This is a genomic window from Streptomyces sp. NPDC030143, assembly GCF_055573695.1.
This window is the reverse complement of the sequence record NZ_JBVIAY010000006.1, coordinates 207,504-222,087: the sequence shown is the minus strand read 5'-3', so window position 1 is coordinate 222,087 and position 14,584 is coordinate 207,504. Positions and strand designations below refer to the sequence as shown.

At 74.2% G+C, this 14,584-nt stretch carries 12 protein-coding genes and 1 pseudogene; 8 read left to right on the top strand and 5 right to left on the bottom strand.

Annotated elements, in window-relative coordinates; all coding sequences use genetic code 11:
- Window positions 1-291 precede the first annotated feature (291 nt).
- Window positions 292-1,095 carry a DUF427 domain-containing protein gene (locus tag ACZ4YY_RS13565; protein WP_468288186.1) on the bottom strand — a complete coding sequence of 268 codons (804 nt, stop codon included), beginning with the start codon at window positions 1,093-1,095 and terminating at the stop codon, window positions 292-294.
- A gap of 592 nt (window positions 1,096-1,687) precedes the next feature.
- Between ACZ4YY_RS13565 and ACZ4YY_RS13560 the strand changes: the two genes are divergently transcribed.
- Window positions 1,688-2,506, top strand: a complete 819-nt coding sequence (locus ACZ4YY_RS13560) for a class I SAM-dependent methyltransferase (RefSeq protein ID WP_468288183.1) — start codon at window positions 1,688-1,690, stop codon at window positions 2,504-2,506.
- Between the two features lie 45 nt (window positions 2,507-2,551).
- Here ACZ4YY_RS13560 and ACZ4YY_RS13555 read toward each other — a convergent pair whose 3' ends face one another.
- The gene (locus tag ACZ4YY_RS13555) at window positions 2,552-3,001 is read right to left on the bottom strand and encodes a DoxX family protein (protein ID WP_468288180.1); all 450 of its coding nucleotides are present in this window, start codon (window positions 2,999-3,001) and stop codon (window positions 2,552-2,554) included.
- Window positions 3,002-3,244: 243 nt separating this feature from the next.
- Here ACZ4YY_RS13555 and ACZ4YY_RS13550 point away from each other — a divergent pair, with 243 nt between their 5' ends.
- The 3 genes from ACZ4YY_RS13550 to ACZ4YY_RS13540 all read left to right on the top strand — a co-directional run bounded on the left by ACZ4YY_RS13550 (window position 3,245) and on the right by ACZ4YY_RS13540 (window position 7,689).
- Window positions 3,245-5,356, top strand: a complete 2,112-nt coding sequence (locus ACZ4YY_RS13550) for a DUF4139 domain-containing protein (protein WP_468288177.1) — start codon at window positions 3,245-3,247, stop codon at window positions 5,354-5,356.
- 6 nt (window positions 5,357-5,362) lie between these two features.
- A complete protein-coding gene (locus ACZ4YY_RS13545) occupies window positions 5,363-6,928 on the top strand; it encodes a mucoidy inhibitor MuiA family protein (protein ID WP_468288174.1) in 1,566 nt (521 codons plus the stop codon).
- Between the two features lie 107 nt (window positions 6,929-7,035).
- Window positions 7,036-7,689 (top strand): hypothetical protein, encoded by a 654-nt coding sequence (locus ACZ4YY_RS13540; RefSeq protein ID WP_468288171.1) that lies wholly within the window; start codon window positions 7,036-7,038, stop codon window positions 7,687-7,689.
- A gap of 121 nt (window positions 7,690-7,810) precedes the next feature.
- Here ACZ4YY_RS13540 and ACZ4YY_RS13535 read toward each other — a convergent pair whose 3' ends face one another.
- Entirely contained in the window at window positions 7,811-8,473 is a 663-nt protein-coding gene (locus ACZ4YY_RS13535) for a CBS domain-containing protein (protein ID WP_468288168.1), read from the bottom strand.
- A gap of 706 nt (window positions 8,474-9,179) precedes the next feature.
- Here ACZ4YY_RS13535 and ACZ4YY_RS13530 point away from each other — a divergent pair.
- From ACZ4YY_RS13530 to ACZ4YY_RS13520, 3 genes are all read left to right on the top strand, one after another.
- Window positions 9,180-10,631, top strand: coding sequence for a WGR domain-containing protein (locus ACZ4YY_RS13530; protein ID WP_468288165.1), 1,452 nt, complete (start codon window positions 9,180-9,182; stop codon window positions 10,629-10,631).
- Between the two features lie 100 nt (window positions 10,632-10,731).
- Window positions 10,732-11,301: a GNAT family N-acetyltransferase gene (locus tag ACZ4YY_RS13525; RefSeq protein WP_468288163.1), complete on the top strand. Its 570-nt coding sequence runs from the start codon at window positions 10,732-10,734 to the stop codon at window positions 11,299-11,301.
- The gene (locus tag ACZ4YY_RS13520; protein WP_468288161.1) at window positions 11,298-12,368 is read left to right on the top strand and encodes a polyprenyl synthetase family protein; all 1,071 of its coding nucleotides are present in this window, start codon (window positions 11,298-11,300) and stop codon (window positions 12,366-12,368) included. Before ACZ4YY_RS13525 ends, ACZ4YY_RS13520 begins: the two co-directional genes overlap by 4 nt.
- Before the next feature lie 9 nt (window positions 12,369-12,377).
- On the opposite strand, the gene ACZ4YY_RS13515 is transcribed toward ACZ4YY_RS13520, so the two are convergent.
- Window positions 12,378-12,557, bottom strand: coding sequence for a hypothetical protein (locus tag ACZ4YY_RS13515; RefSeq protein WP_468288593.1), 180 nt, complete (start codon window positions 12,555-12,557; stop codon window positions 12,378-12,380).
- A gap of 10 nt (window positions 12,558-12,567) precedes the next feature.
- Window positions 12,568-13,071: pseudogene (locus tag ACZ4YY_RS13510) on the bottom strand (extracellular solute-binding protein); the annotation flags it as partial.
- Between the two features lie 299 nt (window positions 13,072-13,370).
- On the opposite strand from ACZ4YY_RS13510, the gene ACZ4YY_RS13505 reads away from it, so the two are divergent.
- Window positions 13,371-14,546 carry a hypothetical protein gene (locus ACZ4YY_RS13505; RefSeq protein ID WP_468288158.1) on the top strand — a complete coding sequence of 392 codons (1,176 nt, stop codon included), beginning with the start codon at window positions 13,371-13,373 and terminating at the stop codon, window positions 14,544-14,546.
- The last annotated feature ends 38 nt before the right edge of the window (window positions 14,547-14,584 follow it).

Genomic DNA, 14,584 nt, shown 5'->3' with positions numbered 1-14,584 from the left:
CCTGGTCGTGCTGCTCCGGTTCACGCTCTCTCCCGGCGACTAGACGCCACGGGCCGGGGCCACGACCGGTTCTCCGGGGAGACCCCGTTCCGGACAATCTAGACGATAATCCGCAATCCGCGTGCCTTCCCGGGGGCGAAATCCTTCGGCGGACGCCGGCCTCCAGGACGGCGTCGCGCGGGCGCCCGCCGTGCACGGCGTTCGCGCGGGCCGGGATCAGGGGGAGGACGGTACCGGCCCGTGCCCCAGGGGCGGGCCGGCCGCGGGGAACGCGCAGGGGAACGCCGCCGGTCAGGAGGACAGCGTCCTGGTGAAGTAGGTGACCGGACGCTCGAGGCGTTCGCCGTCCACGGTGAGGTCGACCGCCTCGTTGTAGAAGGCGACCAGGTCACGGATGGCGGCCACCGCGGGCAGCGGGTCGGGGTAGCTCCACACGAGGTTCGGCGGGACGTGCGCCTCGCCGCGCCAGGACCAGTACCGGGCGGTGCCCTTGTAGGGGCAGCCGGTGCGGTGGTCGGTGGGGGCGAAGAGGTCGAGTCGGACGTCCGCAGGGGGGAGGTAGTAGCGGGTGGGCAGGCCGGTCTCGAAGAGAAGGACAGGGCGACGGGTGTCGGCGACGACCGTGCCGTCGATCTCCACCTGGACGTGCCGGCTGCCGGGCAGGGCGTCGACGCGTTTGTGGGGGTCGCGGGGGTGGACGAAGATCTCCTCCTCTTCCTCGTACCAGTGGTCGAGCCCCTGGCCGGTCCGCCGGAACCACTCGAACGCGACATGGCCGGCCAGATCCTCGGAGGGGAACGTCCAGGCCGCGTTCTCCAGCAGCTCGCCGCCCACCTCGAGGTCGTAGAAGACCTGGGACCCGGTGTGCCTGCCCGTCGGCGGGTTCGCCGCCGGGCGGAGCAGGTCCGCGCGCACCTCGTGGCGCGGGAAGGCGTACAGCGGCACGGGCACGCCCGGCTCCCACACCAGGACGGGGTGCCGGCTGTCGACGACGGTGACATCGCCCTTGCGGCCGCGGACCCAGCGCGGACTCGGCTCCCAGAGGAGTCCTTCCGGCGTGGTCCGCACGGACGCGGCGGTGGTGAGGCTGGTCATGGTCCGGACCTCCAGGGAACGCGGCCGCTCCGGGGGCGGAGCCCGTCGCGGGCGAGGGCGGGTGCCGCGGACCCCGCGGAACGGCGTCGAGCCGGTACGGGGGCGGCTGCCTCCGGCAGCCGGGTTCTCCAGCCTACGGTCCGGTGCCGTCGGGGCGAACCGGACCCTCGGACGGGCGGGCGGCGTGCCCGAACGGGGCGACGACACCGCGTCCGATCCCGGCCCGCGGCCGACGCGGCGACGAGGAGGGGGCCGTCGGAGTGAGGGCGCGGCGGCCGGCTCAGAACGGGCCGAGGGGCCGGCCGGGGGAGGCCCCCCTCGCGGGACGCGCACCCCCGTACGGACCGCCTTCGCCGCCCGGAACACACCCCGCCGGCCGAGGAACGCGCACACCCGCGTACCACCCGCCCCCCGGCCCCTCACGCCGCCGCCCGCGCATGCGCCGAAGGCAGCAACCGTCACGGGGAGGGCGTGCCGCGCGGTGAAGCGGCACCACGATCGCAAGCGTTCGCCGGGCGGACGGGCGTGGTACGGATCTCCGGGACGGCACCGGAGCAGCACCGCGCCCACAAACCCTGCTGGAGGGACAGTCATGAAGGATTCGCCCTCGACGGGCGGGGAACAGGCCGGCGGCGGCCGGTACGGGAAGGACCTGTTCGCGCCCGAGGACCCGCGCGAGGCCGCCCGTATCGACGCCGGCGCGCTGGTCTACGACCCCCTCACCACACGCCGCCTCCGGGCGCTGGGGGCGGGCCCGGGCCTGCGCTGTCTGGAGGTCGGCGCCGGCACCGGCACGGTGGCGCGCTGGCTGCTGGAGGAGGCGGGCGTCGACGAGGTGGTCGCCCTGGACCGGGACACCGGCGCACTGGCGGCCCTCGCGGGCCCCCGGCTGCGGGTGATCGCCGCCGATCTCAGGGACGAGAGCCTGCGACCGGGCGGCTTCGACCTGATCCACGCCCGGTTCGTCCTCATGCACCTGCCCGAACGACGCCGGCTGATCTCGCGGCTCGCCGGATGGCTGAACCCCGGCGGCCGGCTGGTGCTCGGCGACGCCGTGGAGCTGCCCGACGCCCTCGACACCTCCTCCGCCTACCGGCGGACCATGGACGCCATGTGGCGGGCGCTGCGGACGACGATCGGCACCGACATCTCGTCCGTCCCGGCGTACCCGCACTTCCTGAGGGAGGAAGGCCTGGAGAACATCGGCGCGGAGCTTTCCTGTCCGCCCCTGGTGGCGGGTGGCCCGCTCGCCCGGTTCTGGTCGCAGACCTGGGACCGGATGCGGCCCGAGCTCGGGGCGACCGGCCTCGTCGACGCCGACGTCATCGACGAGGCCGTGGCGTACCTGGCCGGGCCGCGCCTCGCCGAGCTCGGACCGGGCATGGCGATGGCCTGGGGTCAACGGCGCTGACCCCGCTCCGGTCGGCTCGCACGGGCCCCCCCACGGAGCCGGTGGTCAGACGGACGCGTCGGGCGTGGCGCGAGCGGCGGGGCGCGGACGGCTCTCCCGGCCGAACAAGCCCGCCAGGGACAGGGCGCCCGGGCCGGAGAACACCAGCAGCAGGAAGCCCCAGCAGAAGAGCGCCGGGGCGAGGCCGCCGTTCTGCAGGGGGAAGAGACCGTCCTGCTGGTGTTCGGTGAAGTAGGCGAACGCCATGATGCCCGAGCTGAGGAAGGCGGCACCGCGGGTGGCGACCCCCAGGAGCACGAGCACTCCGCACACCAGCTCGATCACCCCGGCGTACCAGAACGGCCAGTCACCCGCCGGACTGGCCTTGCGCCCCAGCACGCCGAAGACCGTCGCGGCGCCCTCCGTGGTGAACAACAGACCCAGAACCATGCGGAACAGGCCCAGGACGAGAGGCTGGCGTGCTGTCAGCCGGTCGCCGAGGCGCGAAGCGGTCATCGGTGAACTCCTCGAATGCGTCGATGCGGAAACGGAGGACGCCGGCCGTGAACGGTGCGCGACCGTACCTCCCGGTCGTCCGTACGTGTGCGCGGTGCGCCGGGTTCAAGCGAACGGCCGAATGCCGCTTCCGGCAGCCGGGTTCACATCCCGGGCACGTCACGGACACCGAAACCCCACGGCGCCGGGGGACGGCCCCGTCGTAGGCTTCACCCTGCACGGACACGGCGGGGGGCGGAGCACATGAGTCCAGAGACAGCTCGGAGCTGGGAGTCGACCCTCGACGCGGTCGTCGTGTACGCGCAGGGCGCGGTGTGCCGCCGCCTGGCGCGCGGCAGCGTGCCGCCGGACGGCCGGGTGCGGGTCACGGGCCTGCCGCGCTCGCTGGACCCGGGCTCACTGCGCGCCCGGGCCCTCCACGCCGACGGAGTGCGCGTCACCGAGGCCCGGGTGGAGGTCGACGCCGAGCCGTTCGAGACCGGCACCCCCGACGAGCTGCTGCGCGAGGTGGAGCGGCTCCGTGACGCGAGCGAGGCTGCGCGGGGACGCCGCGACCGGCAGCTGAGCCTGATCCGGGAGGTCACGGCCCTGCACCCCGTGCCGCCGCCCCGCGAGCGCGACGATCCGCACCGCCGCACCCCGGTCGACGCGTGGCTGGGCCTCGCCGACTTCGTCGACGAGCGGCTGGCGGGACTGCACGCCCGTCTCGTCGAGCTGGAGGAGACGCTGCGCGGCGTCGAGCACGATCTCGCCGTCGCCGAGGACCGGCTCGCGCGGGCCTCCACCGACACACCGTCGGCGCACGTGGCGACCACGGTCTGCGCCGTCCTGACCCTCGACGGCACCGGCGAGGTGGACGTGGAGATCGAATACGGGGTGCCGGGCGCCGTCTGGGTGCCCGCCTACCGGCTCGCCCACCGTCAGGGCGACGGCGACGGCCGTCTGCTGCTGCGCGCGTCGGTCGCCCAGCGCACCGGCGAGGACTGGACCGGCGTGCGCCTCGCCCTGGCCACCGCCGACCTGCGGCGCCGCACCGACCTGCCGAAGCTGCGCTCCCTGCGCATCGGACGCCGTCAGGCCGAACCCGCCCCGTCCGGATGGCGCGAGCTGCCGGCGGGCCTCGCCGACCTGTTCACCGGGTACGACGCCGCGGGGCCGCGCCCCGCCGCCGGCACCCCGGCCGCCGTGCCGAGGGCCTCTGCGGGAGGGCCCGTGCCACCGCCACCCCCGCCGGCACCGCAGGGCTACGGCGGGCCGCCCCCCGCGTTTCCGGTGGCCGGCGGCGCCGTCGCCGCCTCCCCGGGAGCCTTCGGCGGCGGGTCGCCCGAGTCCGCGCAGCCGGCCGCGGCGCGGGCACGGCCGGGCGGCATGCCGCGCACCGGCGGGCCCGTCCCGGCCCCCGCCGCCATGGCGCCGGCGGCCCCCGCGGGCATGGCCCCGTCGGCTCCTGCCGGAGCCGCGCCGCCGGCGGCCCGCGCCATGGCACGCAAGGCCCGGTCGGCCGAGGTCACGCCCGGCCCGCCCCAGCCGAGCGGCACCGAACTCGACTACGCCGCCCTGGTCCTGGCCGCCCCCGACGAACAGGGCAGCCGCAGAGGCCGGCTGTTCCCCGACGCCCCCTTCGACCCGGCGGCGTCCGAGTACCGTCGGCGCGCCGAAGCGGTGGGCGCGCTGCCCCTGCCCGGACACGCCGTGCGGCCCCGTGAGTCGGCCGGCTCCTTCGACCACCGCTACGACGCCGCCGCCCGCGCCGACATCCCGTCGGACGGCACCTGGCACACCGTCACCGTCGGCGAGATCCCCGTCGGTCTGCGCACCGAGTACCTCTGCGTGCCGTCCGTGGAGCAGACCGTGTACGCGACGCTGGTGCTCTCCAACGCCACCGACCAGGCGTTGCTGGCCGGCCCGGTGGAGGTCACCGTCGACGACGACTTCCTGCTGACCGCCGCGCTGCCCACGCTCGCCCCCGGCGGGGTGAGCCGGGTGGGACTCGGCCCGGCCGAGGGCGTCCGGGTCACCCGCCGAACCAACCTGCACGAGTCGACCGCGGGACTGCGCAACAACATCACCGTGCTCGACCACCGGGTCCATGTGGAGCTGGCCAACCGGCTCACGAGGCCCGTCGCCGTCGAGGTCCGCGAGCGGGTACCGGTCTCCTCCGAACCGGACGTCCGGATCGAGGAACGGGCCGACTGGACGGCCCCCGAGACCGGCGCGGGCCCCGACCACCACGCCCCGGGCACCCGCGTCTGGCGGGTGGACCTGCCCGCCGGCGGCACCATCGCCCTCGACGGCGGCTACGAGATCCGCATCCCGGCCGGCAAGACCCTGGTCGGCGGCAACCGCAGGAGCTGACACACCATGTCCACGGCCTCCCAGCCGATCGCCCTCCCCGTCACCGCCGTCACCTGCCTGGAGGACCGCGCCCACGTCGAGCGCTCCACCGTGCTCGACCTGGAGGCCGGCGTCCAGCGGCTGCGCCTCGGGCCGGTCAGTGCCCTGGCCGTCGACCGCACCCTGCACGCCGAGCTGACCGCGGATCACCCCGCGACCGTGCTCGACGTGCGGATCGTCCGCAGCTGGACGCCGCCCGGCCCCCGGCCCCCCGCCGCCGACGACTCCGCCCTGCGCCGGCGGGTGCACGCCCTCGAGGAGGAGCGGTTCACCCTGGAGCAGCGGCGCGACCGGCTGCGCGCCCGCCTCGACCTGCTCGGCCGCCTCGCCGCCGACCTGCTGCGGGAGATCGGCGAGGGCGCCGGCTCCGGCGAGACCGAAGGACCGCGCTGGAGCCGCGAACTGGACCGGGTGGACGCCGAGCGCGACACGGCCGGCGAGCACCTGCGCGCCGTCGAGTCCCGTCTGACCGCCCTCACCGCAGAGCTCGCGGAAGCCGAGCGGGTCATGAACCTGTCCGAACAGGAGCCCGCCGAGCTGGTCGGCCACATCGAACTGACCGTGGAGGCCGAGGCCGCCGGGCCGGTCGGCCTGCGCCTGAGCCACCTCACCCCCTGCGCGCTGTGGCGGCCCGCCTACCGGGCCGTGCTCGACGGGGACCGCCTGACGTTGGAGACCGACGCCATGGTCTGGCAGCGCACCGGTGAGGACTGGTCGGACGTACGGCTGACGCTGTCGACGGCCCGGTCGGCGCTGGCCACCCGGCCACCGCGGCTGGCAGAGGACCGGCTCACCCTCACGGACCGGTCCGCCGCCGAACGCCGCACGGTCGACGTCCAGGTGCGCGAGGAGGAGATCGGGGACCTCGGCCCGGCCGCCCCGGTGGTCGGCCTGCCAGGAGTGGACGACGGCGGCGAGGCCAGGGTGCTGAACGCGCCCGCACCGGTCTCCGTGCCCGCGGACGGCCGCGCCCACCGGGTGCCGCTCACCGCCTTCGCCACGGCCGCCGGCAGCGAGCACATGTGCGCGCCCGAGCTGTCCCCGTTGGTCACCCAGGTGGTGCGGTTCGACAACCGGTCCGGCCACGCGCTGCTCGCCGGGCCCGTCGACCTCGTCCGCGGCAGCGGGTTCACCGGCCGCGGCACGCTGGACTTCACCCCTCCCGGCGCCCGCGTCGAGCTCGCCTTCGGCAGCCGCGACGACTACCGGGTGATCCGACAGGCCGAGGAGTCCCGCGACACCACCGCGATGACCCAGCGGACCGTCGTCACCCGCACGGTCACCCTGCACCTGTCCCGGTTCTCCGCGCCCGGGGAGCACGGCGAACGCGTGGTCGTGGTGCGGGAGCGGATCCCGGTCTCCGAGGTCTCGGCGGTGGAGGTGCGCCTGCGCAAGGAGGCCTGCTCCCCGCTGCCCGACGCCGTCGACGCCGACGGCATCGTCCGCTGGGAGGTCCCCCTTCCGCCCGGTGGCCGCCGCACGGTCACCCTGGTCTACGAGCTGTCGGCGAGCTCCAAGGTCGCCGGGATCTGAGCCCGGCGACCCGCGGTGGCCCTCCCGCCGCAGGCCGTGCACGATGTGTCCGGACGGATGTATCCGGACAAAGGGTGCACAGGTGGTCGGCGAAGGGGCCTTGCGGAATGAGCGCGGACGTGTCGGAGGCGAAGAGGGCACCACGAGGGACCCGGCCCCGGAGCCCGGCGACCGTCACGACGCTCGCCTCCCTGGCCCTGGTCGTCGCGGGCGCGACGCTGGTCGTCTCGTGCGGCTCGGACGGTGACGACGGCGGGTCCTCCGCCTCCACCCCCGCGCCCCCGGACACGTCGTCGTTCTCGGGCACACCGCCGTCCGGCCTCGCGTCGCCGGCCGAGTCCCTCGAGGAGTCCGCCCGCGCGGTGGCCTCGGCCGCGGCCTCCTCGGTTTCCGCCCGGGCCTCGGAGTTCGAGGCGTCGGTGTCGGCGGAGGTCGCGCGCGCCAACGCGGCGGCCCAGGAGCAGCTCGAGGACGTCGACGGGCGGGGCAATGCGACCGCGGACGTCTCGCTCACCGGCAAGCCGCGGTCCGAGACGAGCGGGCTGCTCGCCGTGGTCGTGAACATCACCAACCGTACGGAGGGCACCGCCTCGTACGCGGTCCAGGTCGACTTCCGCGACGCCGACGGCAAGGTCGTGGAGACCCGTTTCGTCGGCGCCGAGGACCTCGGACCCGGCGAGCGGGCCCACCCGCTCGCCATCAGCCGCAAGCCCCCGGAGCCGCAGCTGACCCCGGAGGTCGCCAAGGCCCAGCGGTACTGAGTCCCGCCGACGGAGAGGACGCTCCCGCCGACGGAGAGGCCGCCGGCCCCTGCGGGCCGCTCCTCAGGGGCCCGGTCGTACCGGGCCTGTTCCTCAGAGGCCCGGTCGTGCGGGCCGTCCCTCACAGGCCCGGACGCACGGGGCCGTCCGCCTCGGTCTCCCGCACCGCCCGGAACTCCACGGCCACCACACCGTCGACGTTGCGGCACTGCTCCTCCAGAGCGGCGACGGACACCCCGTGGGACAACCGGCCGCTGAGGACGACCTGGCCGTGCGTGACCTCCACCTGTACGGCCGAGGGAGCCTCGCCGAGCGACTTCACGAGGACCTCCTCGACGATCTCCGTACGGATCGCCTGGTCCGTGCGCACGAAGACGCGCAGCAGATCGCTCCTGCTCACCACCCCGATCAGCCGCTGCTCCTCGTCCACGACGAGGAGCCGCTTGATGCCGTGCTGGGCCATGACACGGGCGGCGTCCACGACGCTCCAGTCCGTGTGCGCGCAGACGGCGGGCGACGTCATCAGCCCGGCCGCGTCGGTGGCCCAGGTCTTGGCGGGCCGCGGCGCGTCACCCGAGGCCGGGCCGCCCCCCTGCCGGCCCCAGATCTTGTGCAGGAGATCCGCCTCCGACACCACGCCCACCGGGCGGTCCTCGGCGTCCACGACGGGCACCGCCGTGATGTCGTACTCCAGCAGCAGATGGGCGATCTCCTTGAACGGAGTGCCGGCCTGCACCCGGACGACCGCGTTGCTCATGACATCGCGCACGGTCTGGTGGTTCATCACAGGACTGCCTCCGGTGCCGGCTCCGGGCCGGGGCGATGCGCGCATCCGGCCGTCACCGACATCATCGACGACGCGAGCCGCTCGTGCCGACAGCGGGGCCGCCGAGCTGAGCGGGCGGCGAAACGCAGGCTTGGCGAAGTCATGATCGTGCTCGCCGTGCTCGCCGTGCTCGCCGTGCTCGCCGTGCTCGCCGTGCTCGCCGTGCTCGCTCCGCCCTGGGAGCCGCCGGCGACGCGATGGGCACGGCGCTCCAGCGCGAGGCCGCCGCCACCGTGCCCCGCGGCGGCGGAGTGCGGTTGCTGCGTGCCCGCGTGCGACGGCCCGCCTGGATGATCGTTCGAGGGGAGCGTCCGGACCGGCGTACCTCTGGTGCCCGAGGTGATCGGCGCGCTGGTGATCCCGTGGGGGGGGGTCCGGCTGACACGCGTGGTGCCCGACCCCGCCGAGGCCGTGCGCTGGACCGACGCACGCGCGGGGGCGGGCCGGGGTGTGTCCAGGGGACGGCATCCGCCCTCGCCGGCCCCGGACGGTGGGTCGCCGCGCAGGTCCTGTTCGCCGACGCGGCATCGCCCGACCGGCCGCCCGCCTCCCGGGTGATCGTCTCCCGGTGATCGTCCCGCGGCGATTGTCAGTGGCTCCTCCTACGGTGTGATCAGTAGGACCCGCCGAAAGGCCGCGGGTCCGTCCTGGGGAGGGGTCTGCCATGGCTGCGGGGTCCGCGGTGTCGACGACGTATCTGGAGCTGTCGCAGGAAGGCGGCGGGGCGCACAAGTTCTACGAAGTGGTCGTCGACGGACTGGTGGTGACGGTGCGGTACGGGCGGATCGGCGCCGCCGGACAGACCACGACGGCGACGTTCGCCACAGCGCAGAAGGCGCAGGCCGCCGCGGCGAGGAAGGTGGGCGAGAAGGTCCGCAAGGGCTACGCCCCGGCCGTTCCGGGCGGGCGAGCCCCGCGCCCGGTGACCCGGCGTCAGGTGACCTCCGCCCCGTCCACCGCGCGCGCCGTGGCACCCGTGCTGTGGCGGTTCGGCACGGGCTCGTCGGCGTTCGGCATCCACGTCGACGACGAGCACTGCTGGGTGGGCAACCAGCAGGGTGACGTCTACACCCTGGACCACGACGGCGGCGTCCTCGCCCGGTTCAGCCTGCCGGACGGTGTGAAGTGCCTGGTGGCCGACGACTTCTGGATCTACGCCGGCTGCGACGACGGCAAGGTCTACGACCTCTCCTCCAAGCTGCCGTTCGCCGCGTACGACATCTCCGCCGACGTCGACATCTTCTGGCTGGACATCCACGAGGGCGTCCTGGACGTCTCCGACCGCGACGGCCGGCTCACCGTCATCGACCACGAGGACGAACACCAGTGGGCACGCCGCAGCCAGGGCGAGCACGCCTGGATGGTCCGCGCCGACGACCGGGCCGTCTACCACGGCCACCACCGCGGCGTCACCGCCTACGCGCCCGACGGCGGCGCCGAACTGTGGCACACGTCCACCCGGGGCGGCGTCCTGTTCGGCTGGCAGGAGGACGACGCCGTCTACGCGGGCACCGCGCACCGCGTGGTCCAGCGGCTGTCGAAGGCGACCGGGGCCATCGAGGCCACCTACGGCTGCGACAGCGCGGTGTACTCGTGCGCGACCTCGCCCGGGGGCCGGTTCGTCTTCGCCGGCGACGCCGCGTCCTCCGTCTACTGCTTCGACCGGGACGGCACACGGCTGTGGAAGCTCGGCACGGGCGGTGGCTCGGCGCTGTCGATGCAGTACCACGACGAGCGGCTGTACCTGGTGACCACGGACGGCTCGCTCGTGTGCGTGGACGCGAGCGAGGCGGCCGTCTCCGCCGCCCAGCAGGGCACGGTGCCGGTGGCGCGGGACATCAAACTCGCCGCGGCCCTGCCCGCCCACGCGCCGGCGACGGCCGTGGACGCGGTGGCCACGGTGACCCGCGCCCCCGCCGGAGCCATCGTGGTCGAGTGCGTCCGGGACGGCGGCCGGTTGCGGGTGCAGGTCGTGTCCGAGGGCTACGACACGTCCTGGAAGGTCCAGTTCCCCCGCGCGATACGGGAGCCCGGGGCGCGCTATGTCGTGGACGCGCTGCACCCGGCGGCCGGCGGCTTCTACCGGGTGCGCGGAGACATCCGCCGTCTGCTGTGACCACGGCGTCTGCCGTGACCTCGGCGCACACGGCACCGAACCCCGCGCCTGCCCGAGGCCGGCCGGCGGGTCGCACCACGCGAACTGGCAAGATCGACTCATGGCGCGACAACCGGTGACCCTGAGCAGAATCCAACTCGCGGACTGGCGAGCCGTCCACTCCTGGGCTTCCCTCGACCAGGTCTGCCGGTTCCAGACCTGGGGCCCGAACACCGAGGAGGAGACCCGCGCGTTCGTGGCCTCCGCGGTCGAGGCCTGGGGGCGCTCGCCCCAGCAGCGGTTCGCCTACGCCGCCCGCGTCGACGGGGACGTGGTGGGCATGGGTGAACTCCACCTCCGCAGCCGGGAGCGACGGCAGGGCGAGATCACCTATGCCGTGCACCCCGGGGTCTGGGGGCAGGGCGTCGGTACGGCGATCGGCGGGGCACTGCTGGCGCGAGGGTTCGACGGCCTCGGACTCCACCGCGTTCACGCCACCTGCGACCCGCGCAACATCGGATCGGCACGGGTGCTCCGCAAGCTCGGCATGACACGGGAAGGACGTCTCCGCCACACCGCGCTGCTCCGTGACGGCTGGCGGGACTCCGAGGTGTTCGGCATCCTCGAGGACGAATGGCGCACGGTCACCCCACCCCCTCGCACCCCCACCGAGCAGGAGGGCCCTTCATGACCGAGCGCGTCCTCGAGCGCCTCGCCGGGCACGAGCGCCGGTTCAACACCCTCTTCGAGGAGTACTTCGACACCTTGGGCACAGGGCTGGACGCGCCGTCGTTCAGCCGTTTCACCCCGGAATGCCTCCGGCTGCTGCGGGAGCTGTCCCTGCGGGGCGGGAAGCGGATACGGGTCGTGCTGCTGCACGAGGCGGCCGGCCTGGTGACCGCCGAGCCGGTCGAGGGACTGGACGCCGCGGCGCTGAGCATCGAACTGCTCCAGACCCACGGTCTGGTGCACGACGATCTCATCGACGACAGCCCCACCCGCCGCGGCGGCCCCTCCACCTACTACGCCTACCGCGAGCGGTTCGCCGACCACCCGCGGGCGGCCCTCGGCCTCACCGTGCTCGCGGGCGACCTCGCACTCGCTCTGTCCCTGCGGGTGCTGCTGGACGCGAAGGTGCCGGTCGCGCTGCGGCAGGCCATGGTGGAGGTGCAGACGCGGGCGGCCGCCGACACGTTCGTGGGTCAGATCATCGACCTGGAGCGGGACTTCACCGCCACCGTCGGCGAGGAGGTCCTGCACAGCGTCGCCGACCGCAAGTCCGCCCGCTACTCGATCCTCGCACCCCTTCAGCTGGGACTCCTCGCCGCGGGCGAGCAGGCGGCGCCCTTCGAGGACGAACTGCGCGCCTACGCACGCCTGCTGGGGATCTGCGGGCAGATGCGCGACGACTACCTGGACCTGTTCGGCGACGCCGACACCATGGGCAAGCCGACCGGCACCGACCTGCGCGACGGAAGGCGCAGCTACACCGTCACCGCTCTGCTGTCCGCCGTGAGCGGTGCCGAGCGGGCCGTGGTCGAAGCCGCACTCGGCGAGCCGTCCTGCACACCGGAGACCGTCGCCGCCGTGCGGACCATCGCCGAGGACCGCGGGGTGACGGCCCGCATGCAGGCCGACATGCGGCGCCACGCGGAGCAGGCCCGCGCGGTGGCCGCCGGCTGGCGGTCACGGTGGCGTGCGGAGGCCGTCACCTTCTTCGAGCACCTGCCGCTGTGGAGCATCGAGCGCGCCGGCTGACCGGAGCCCTCAGCCGCGCGAGAGGGTCAGTGCCTGTGTGATGCGCCCGGAGGCGCGGCGGGCCTCCGTCGCCGGATCGGCTCCGCCGCGCACCCTGGTCATGTACGCCTTGATGAGGTTGTCCGCCTCGACGGCAACCCACTCGGGCGTACCGGGGGTGGCCCTGCCCTGGGCGGCGCCCGCCGCCATGGCCGCGCCCCCGTGCTCGCCCGTGGGCGGTGCCTCCCGCCTGCCCGAAGAGGTCCTTGCGGTAGATCACGACCCGGTTCGCCGCGTACCGGGGAATGCCCTACTGGTGGAAGCAGCGCTGCCCCGGATCGGCCAGGCCGGGCAGCCACTCGTCCTTGTCCCACCTGGTCACTGACTCCAGCGTCAGATCGAGCAGCCGGTCGCCCTCCACGTACTGCGGACCTGGGTGTTGCCGACCTCGATGACGTCCGGTCCGTCCTCGCCGTCGCCCTCCAGGGTGGTCTGCACCTTCTCCCCGATCCCCGTCCGTTCCTGGATGCGGATGTCGAGGTCCGGGTTCGGGTGGTCGCGTTCGAAGTCCTCGTGAACCGGTCCAGGAAGCCCTGCGAGGCGCTGTCCTTCGTCAGCCACACGGTGACGGTGTGCCGCTCACTGCCTCCCACGCCCGGTATCACGCCACAGGCGGTGAGGGGGGAGGCGGACAAGCAGAGGGGGCGAGGAGGCGACGTCTCACGGGGGTCCTGTTCCGCCTGGCGGACGGGGGGAAGAGCCCGGCGTGGGGGACACGGGCGCTGCGCTCGAACAGGTGGGGAGGATTTTGGTATGGATCAATGTGAAGGTCAAGGGGGCGCCGGTTCGTCGGCGGAGGAGACGAGGGCGTCCGCATGACCACCGCCGACCGCGTCCTCAGCCGACCGCGCACCCTCGGGCCCCGGATGCACCCGCTCCCGGGCCGTGCCACGCTTTTCACAGGGCGCGGCCGGCCGCAGCACTCTTCCCCACCCCTCTCCTCTCGCGATGCGGAGAGCAACCATGGCCGATGTCCTCGTCAACACCCCGAAGGCCGGCGACCAGTCCCAGCCCACCGTCGACGCCCTGCTCGGCTCCCAGTTCCTGACCCTGTGGTCGGACGGGAGCGACTTCACCGTCAAGGGCCGGTTCCTGGGGCTTCAGGGCACCCCGCTCGGTGACGAGTTCCAGGTCAGCACCCAGCCACCGGACGGCCCCGTGCGTCCGCTGTGGCCGTCCGTCCTGTCCGCCGGTTTCACAGGCCAGTTCGCCGTATGGCTGGAGACCCCGTTCGGCACGCCCGCCCCCGGCCCCTGCGTGAAGCTCCAACGGCTCACCGAGGGCAGCACCGTCGGCCCGCCCGTGCTCGTCACGCAGGAGGCGGATCCGGCGGTCCGGCCGTCGCTCACGTTCATGATCGACGGCGGAGCGCTGGTCACCTGGGCGGGCCCACGGGCCGACCGGCGCATCCGGGCGCGGCGGTTCACGCCGGAGGGAAGCCCGGCGACCCCGGAACTCACGGTCAGCACCTCCGAGGGCTTCCACCGCACGCCGGCCGCTGCGGCCCTCGCCAACGGCAACTGGGTCGTCGCCTGGTCGACGGATCCCTCCGCCATGGGCGGCGGCCGACTCAACCTGCGGTTCTTCGACTTCGAGGGGGCGCCTGCGACCGGGGAGATCCATCCGAACGTCGGCGGCTTCACCGGAGTCAACGCCCTCACCCTCCTCGACAGCGGACGGTTCGTCGCCGCGCACATCGAGAGCATCGCCGACAGCGATCCGGGCGAACCGCAGACCACGGTCGTGGCGAGTGTCTTCGAACCCGACGGCACGGAGAGGGGCGTCGACTTCACGGCGGGCACCCCGCGGGGCTTCACCCGGGCGTGCCCTGCTTTGTCCGCCCTGCCGAACCGCCGCTTCGTCATGGCGTGGATCGAGAAGAGCGCGGACACCGTCGCGACCGTGCCCACCGTGATGGCCACGGTCTGTTCCGAGACCGACGGTTCGCTCGGCGAGAAGGTGCCGGTCAGCTCGGCGACCTTCGGACACCGGTTCCACACCTGCGCCGCCACCGCCTTCGGCAACGGACCGGAGACCGCGCTCATCACCTGGGCCGACGGCGGCCGGAGCGACGGCGACACGGGCCTCGGCATCCGGGCGCGCGCCTTCGGCGTCTCCCCTTCGGGGCTGCTTCTCTAGGCACGGAGACGCCCGGCCCTCCCGCGCCGCCCCGGCCC

What these genes read in the sequence shown, in the direction of transcription:
- ACZ4YY_RS13565 (WP_468288186.1), bottom strand. Translation starts at nt 1,095, where the DNA reads ATGACCAGCCTCACCACCGCCGCGTCCGTGCGGACCACGCCGGAAGGA.
- ACZ4YY_RS13560 (WP_468288183.1), top strand. Translation starts at nt 1,688, where the DNA reads ATGAAGGATTCGCCCTCGACGGGCGGGGAACAGGCCGGCGGCGGCCGG.
- ACZ4YY_RS13555 (WP_468288180.1), bottom strand. Translation starts at nt 3,001, where the DNA reads ATGACCGCTTCGCGCCTCGGCGACCGGCTGACAGCACGCCAGCCTCTC.
- ACZ4YY_RS13550 (WP_468288177.1), top strand. Translation starts at nt 3,245, where the DNA reads ATGAGTCCAGAGACAGCTCGGAGCTGGGAGTCGACCCTCGACGCGGTC.
- ACZ4YY_RS13545 (WP_468288174.1), top strand. Translation starts at nt 5,363, where the DNA reads ATGTCCACGGCCTCCCAGCCGATCGCCCTCCCCGTCACCGCCGTCACC.
- ACZ4YY_RS13540 (WP_468288171.1), top strand. Translation starts at nt 7,036, where the DNA reads ATGAGCGCGGACGTGTCGGAGGCGAAGAGGGCACCACGAGGGACCCGG.
- ACZ4YY_RS13535 (WP_468288168.1), bottom strand. Translation starts at nt 8,473, where the DNA reads ATGAACCACCAGACCGTGCGCGATGTCATGAGCAACGCGGTCGTCCGG.
- ACZ4YY_RS13530 (WP_468288165.1), top strand. Translation starts at nt 9,180, where the DNA reads ATGGCTGCGGGGTCCGCGGTGTCGACGACGTATCTGGAGCTGTCGCAG.
- ACZ4YY_RS13525 (WP_468288163.1), top strand. Translation starts at nt 10,732, where the DNA reads ATGGCGCGACAACCGGTGACCCTGAGCAGAATCCAACTCGCGGACTGG.
- ACZ4YY_RS13520 (WP_468288161.1), top strand. Translation starts at nt 11,298, where the DNA reads ATGACCGAGCGCGTCCTCGAGCGCCTCGCCGGGCACGAGCGCCGGTTC.
- ACZ4YY_RS13515 (WP_468288593.1), bottom strand. Translation starts at nt 12,557, where the DNA reads ATGGCGGCGGGCGCCGCCCAGGGCAGGGCCACCCCCGGTACGCCCGAG.
- ACZ4YY_RS13505 (WP_468288158.1), top strand. Translation starts at nt 13,371, where the DNA reads ATGGCCGATGTCCTCGTCAACACCCCGAAGGCCGGCGACCAGTCCCAG.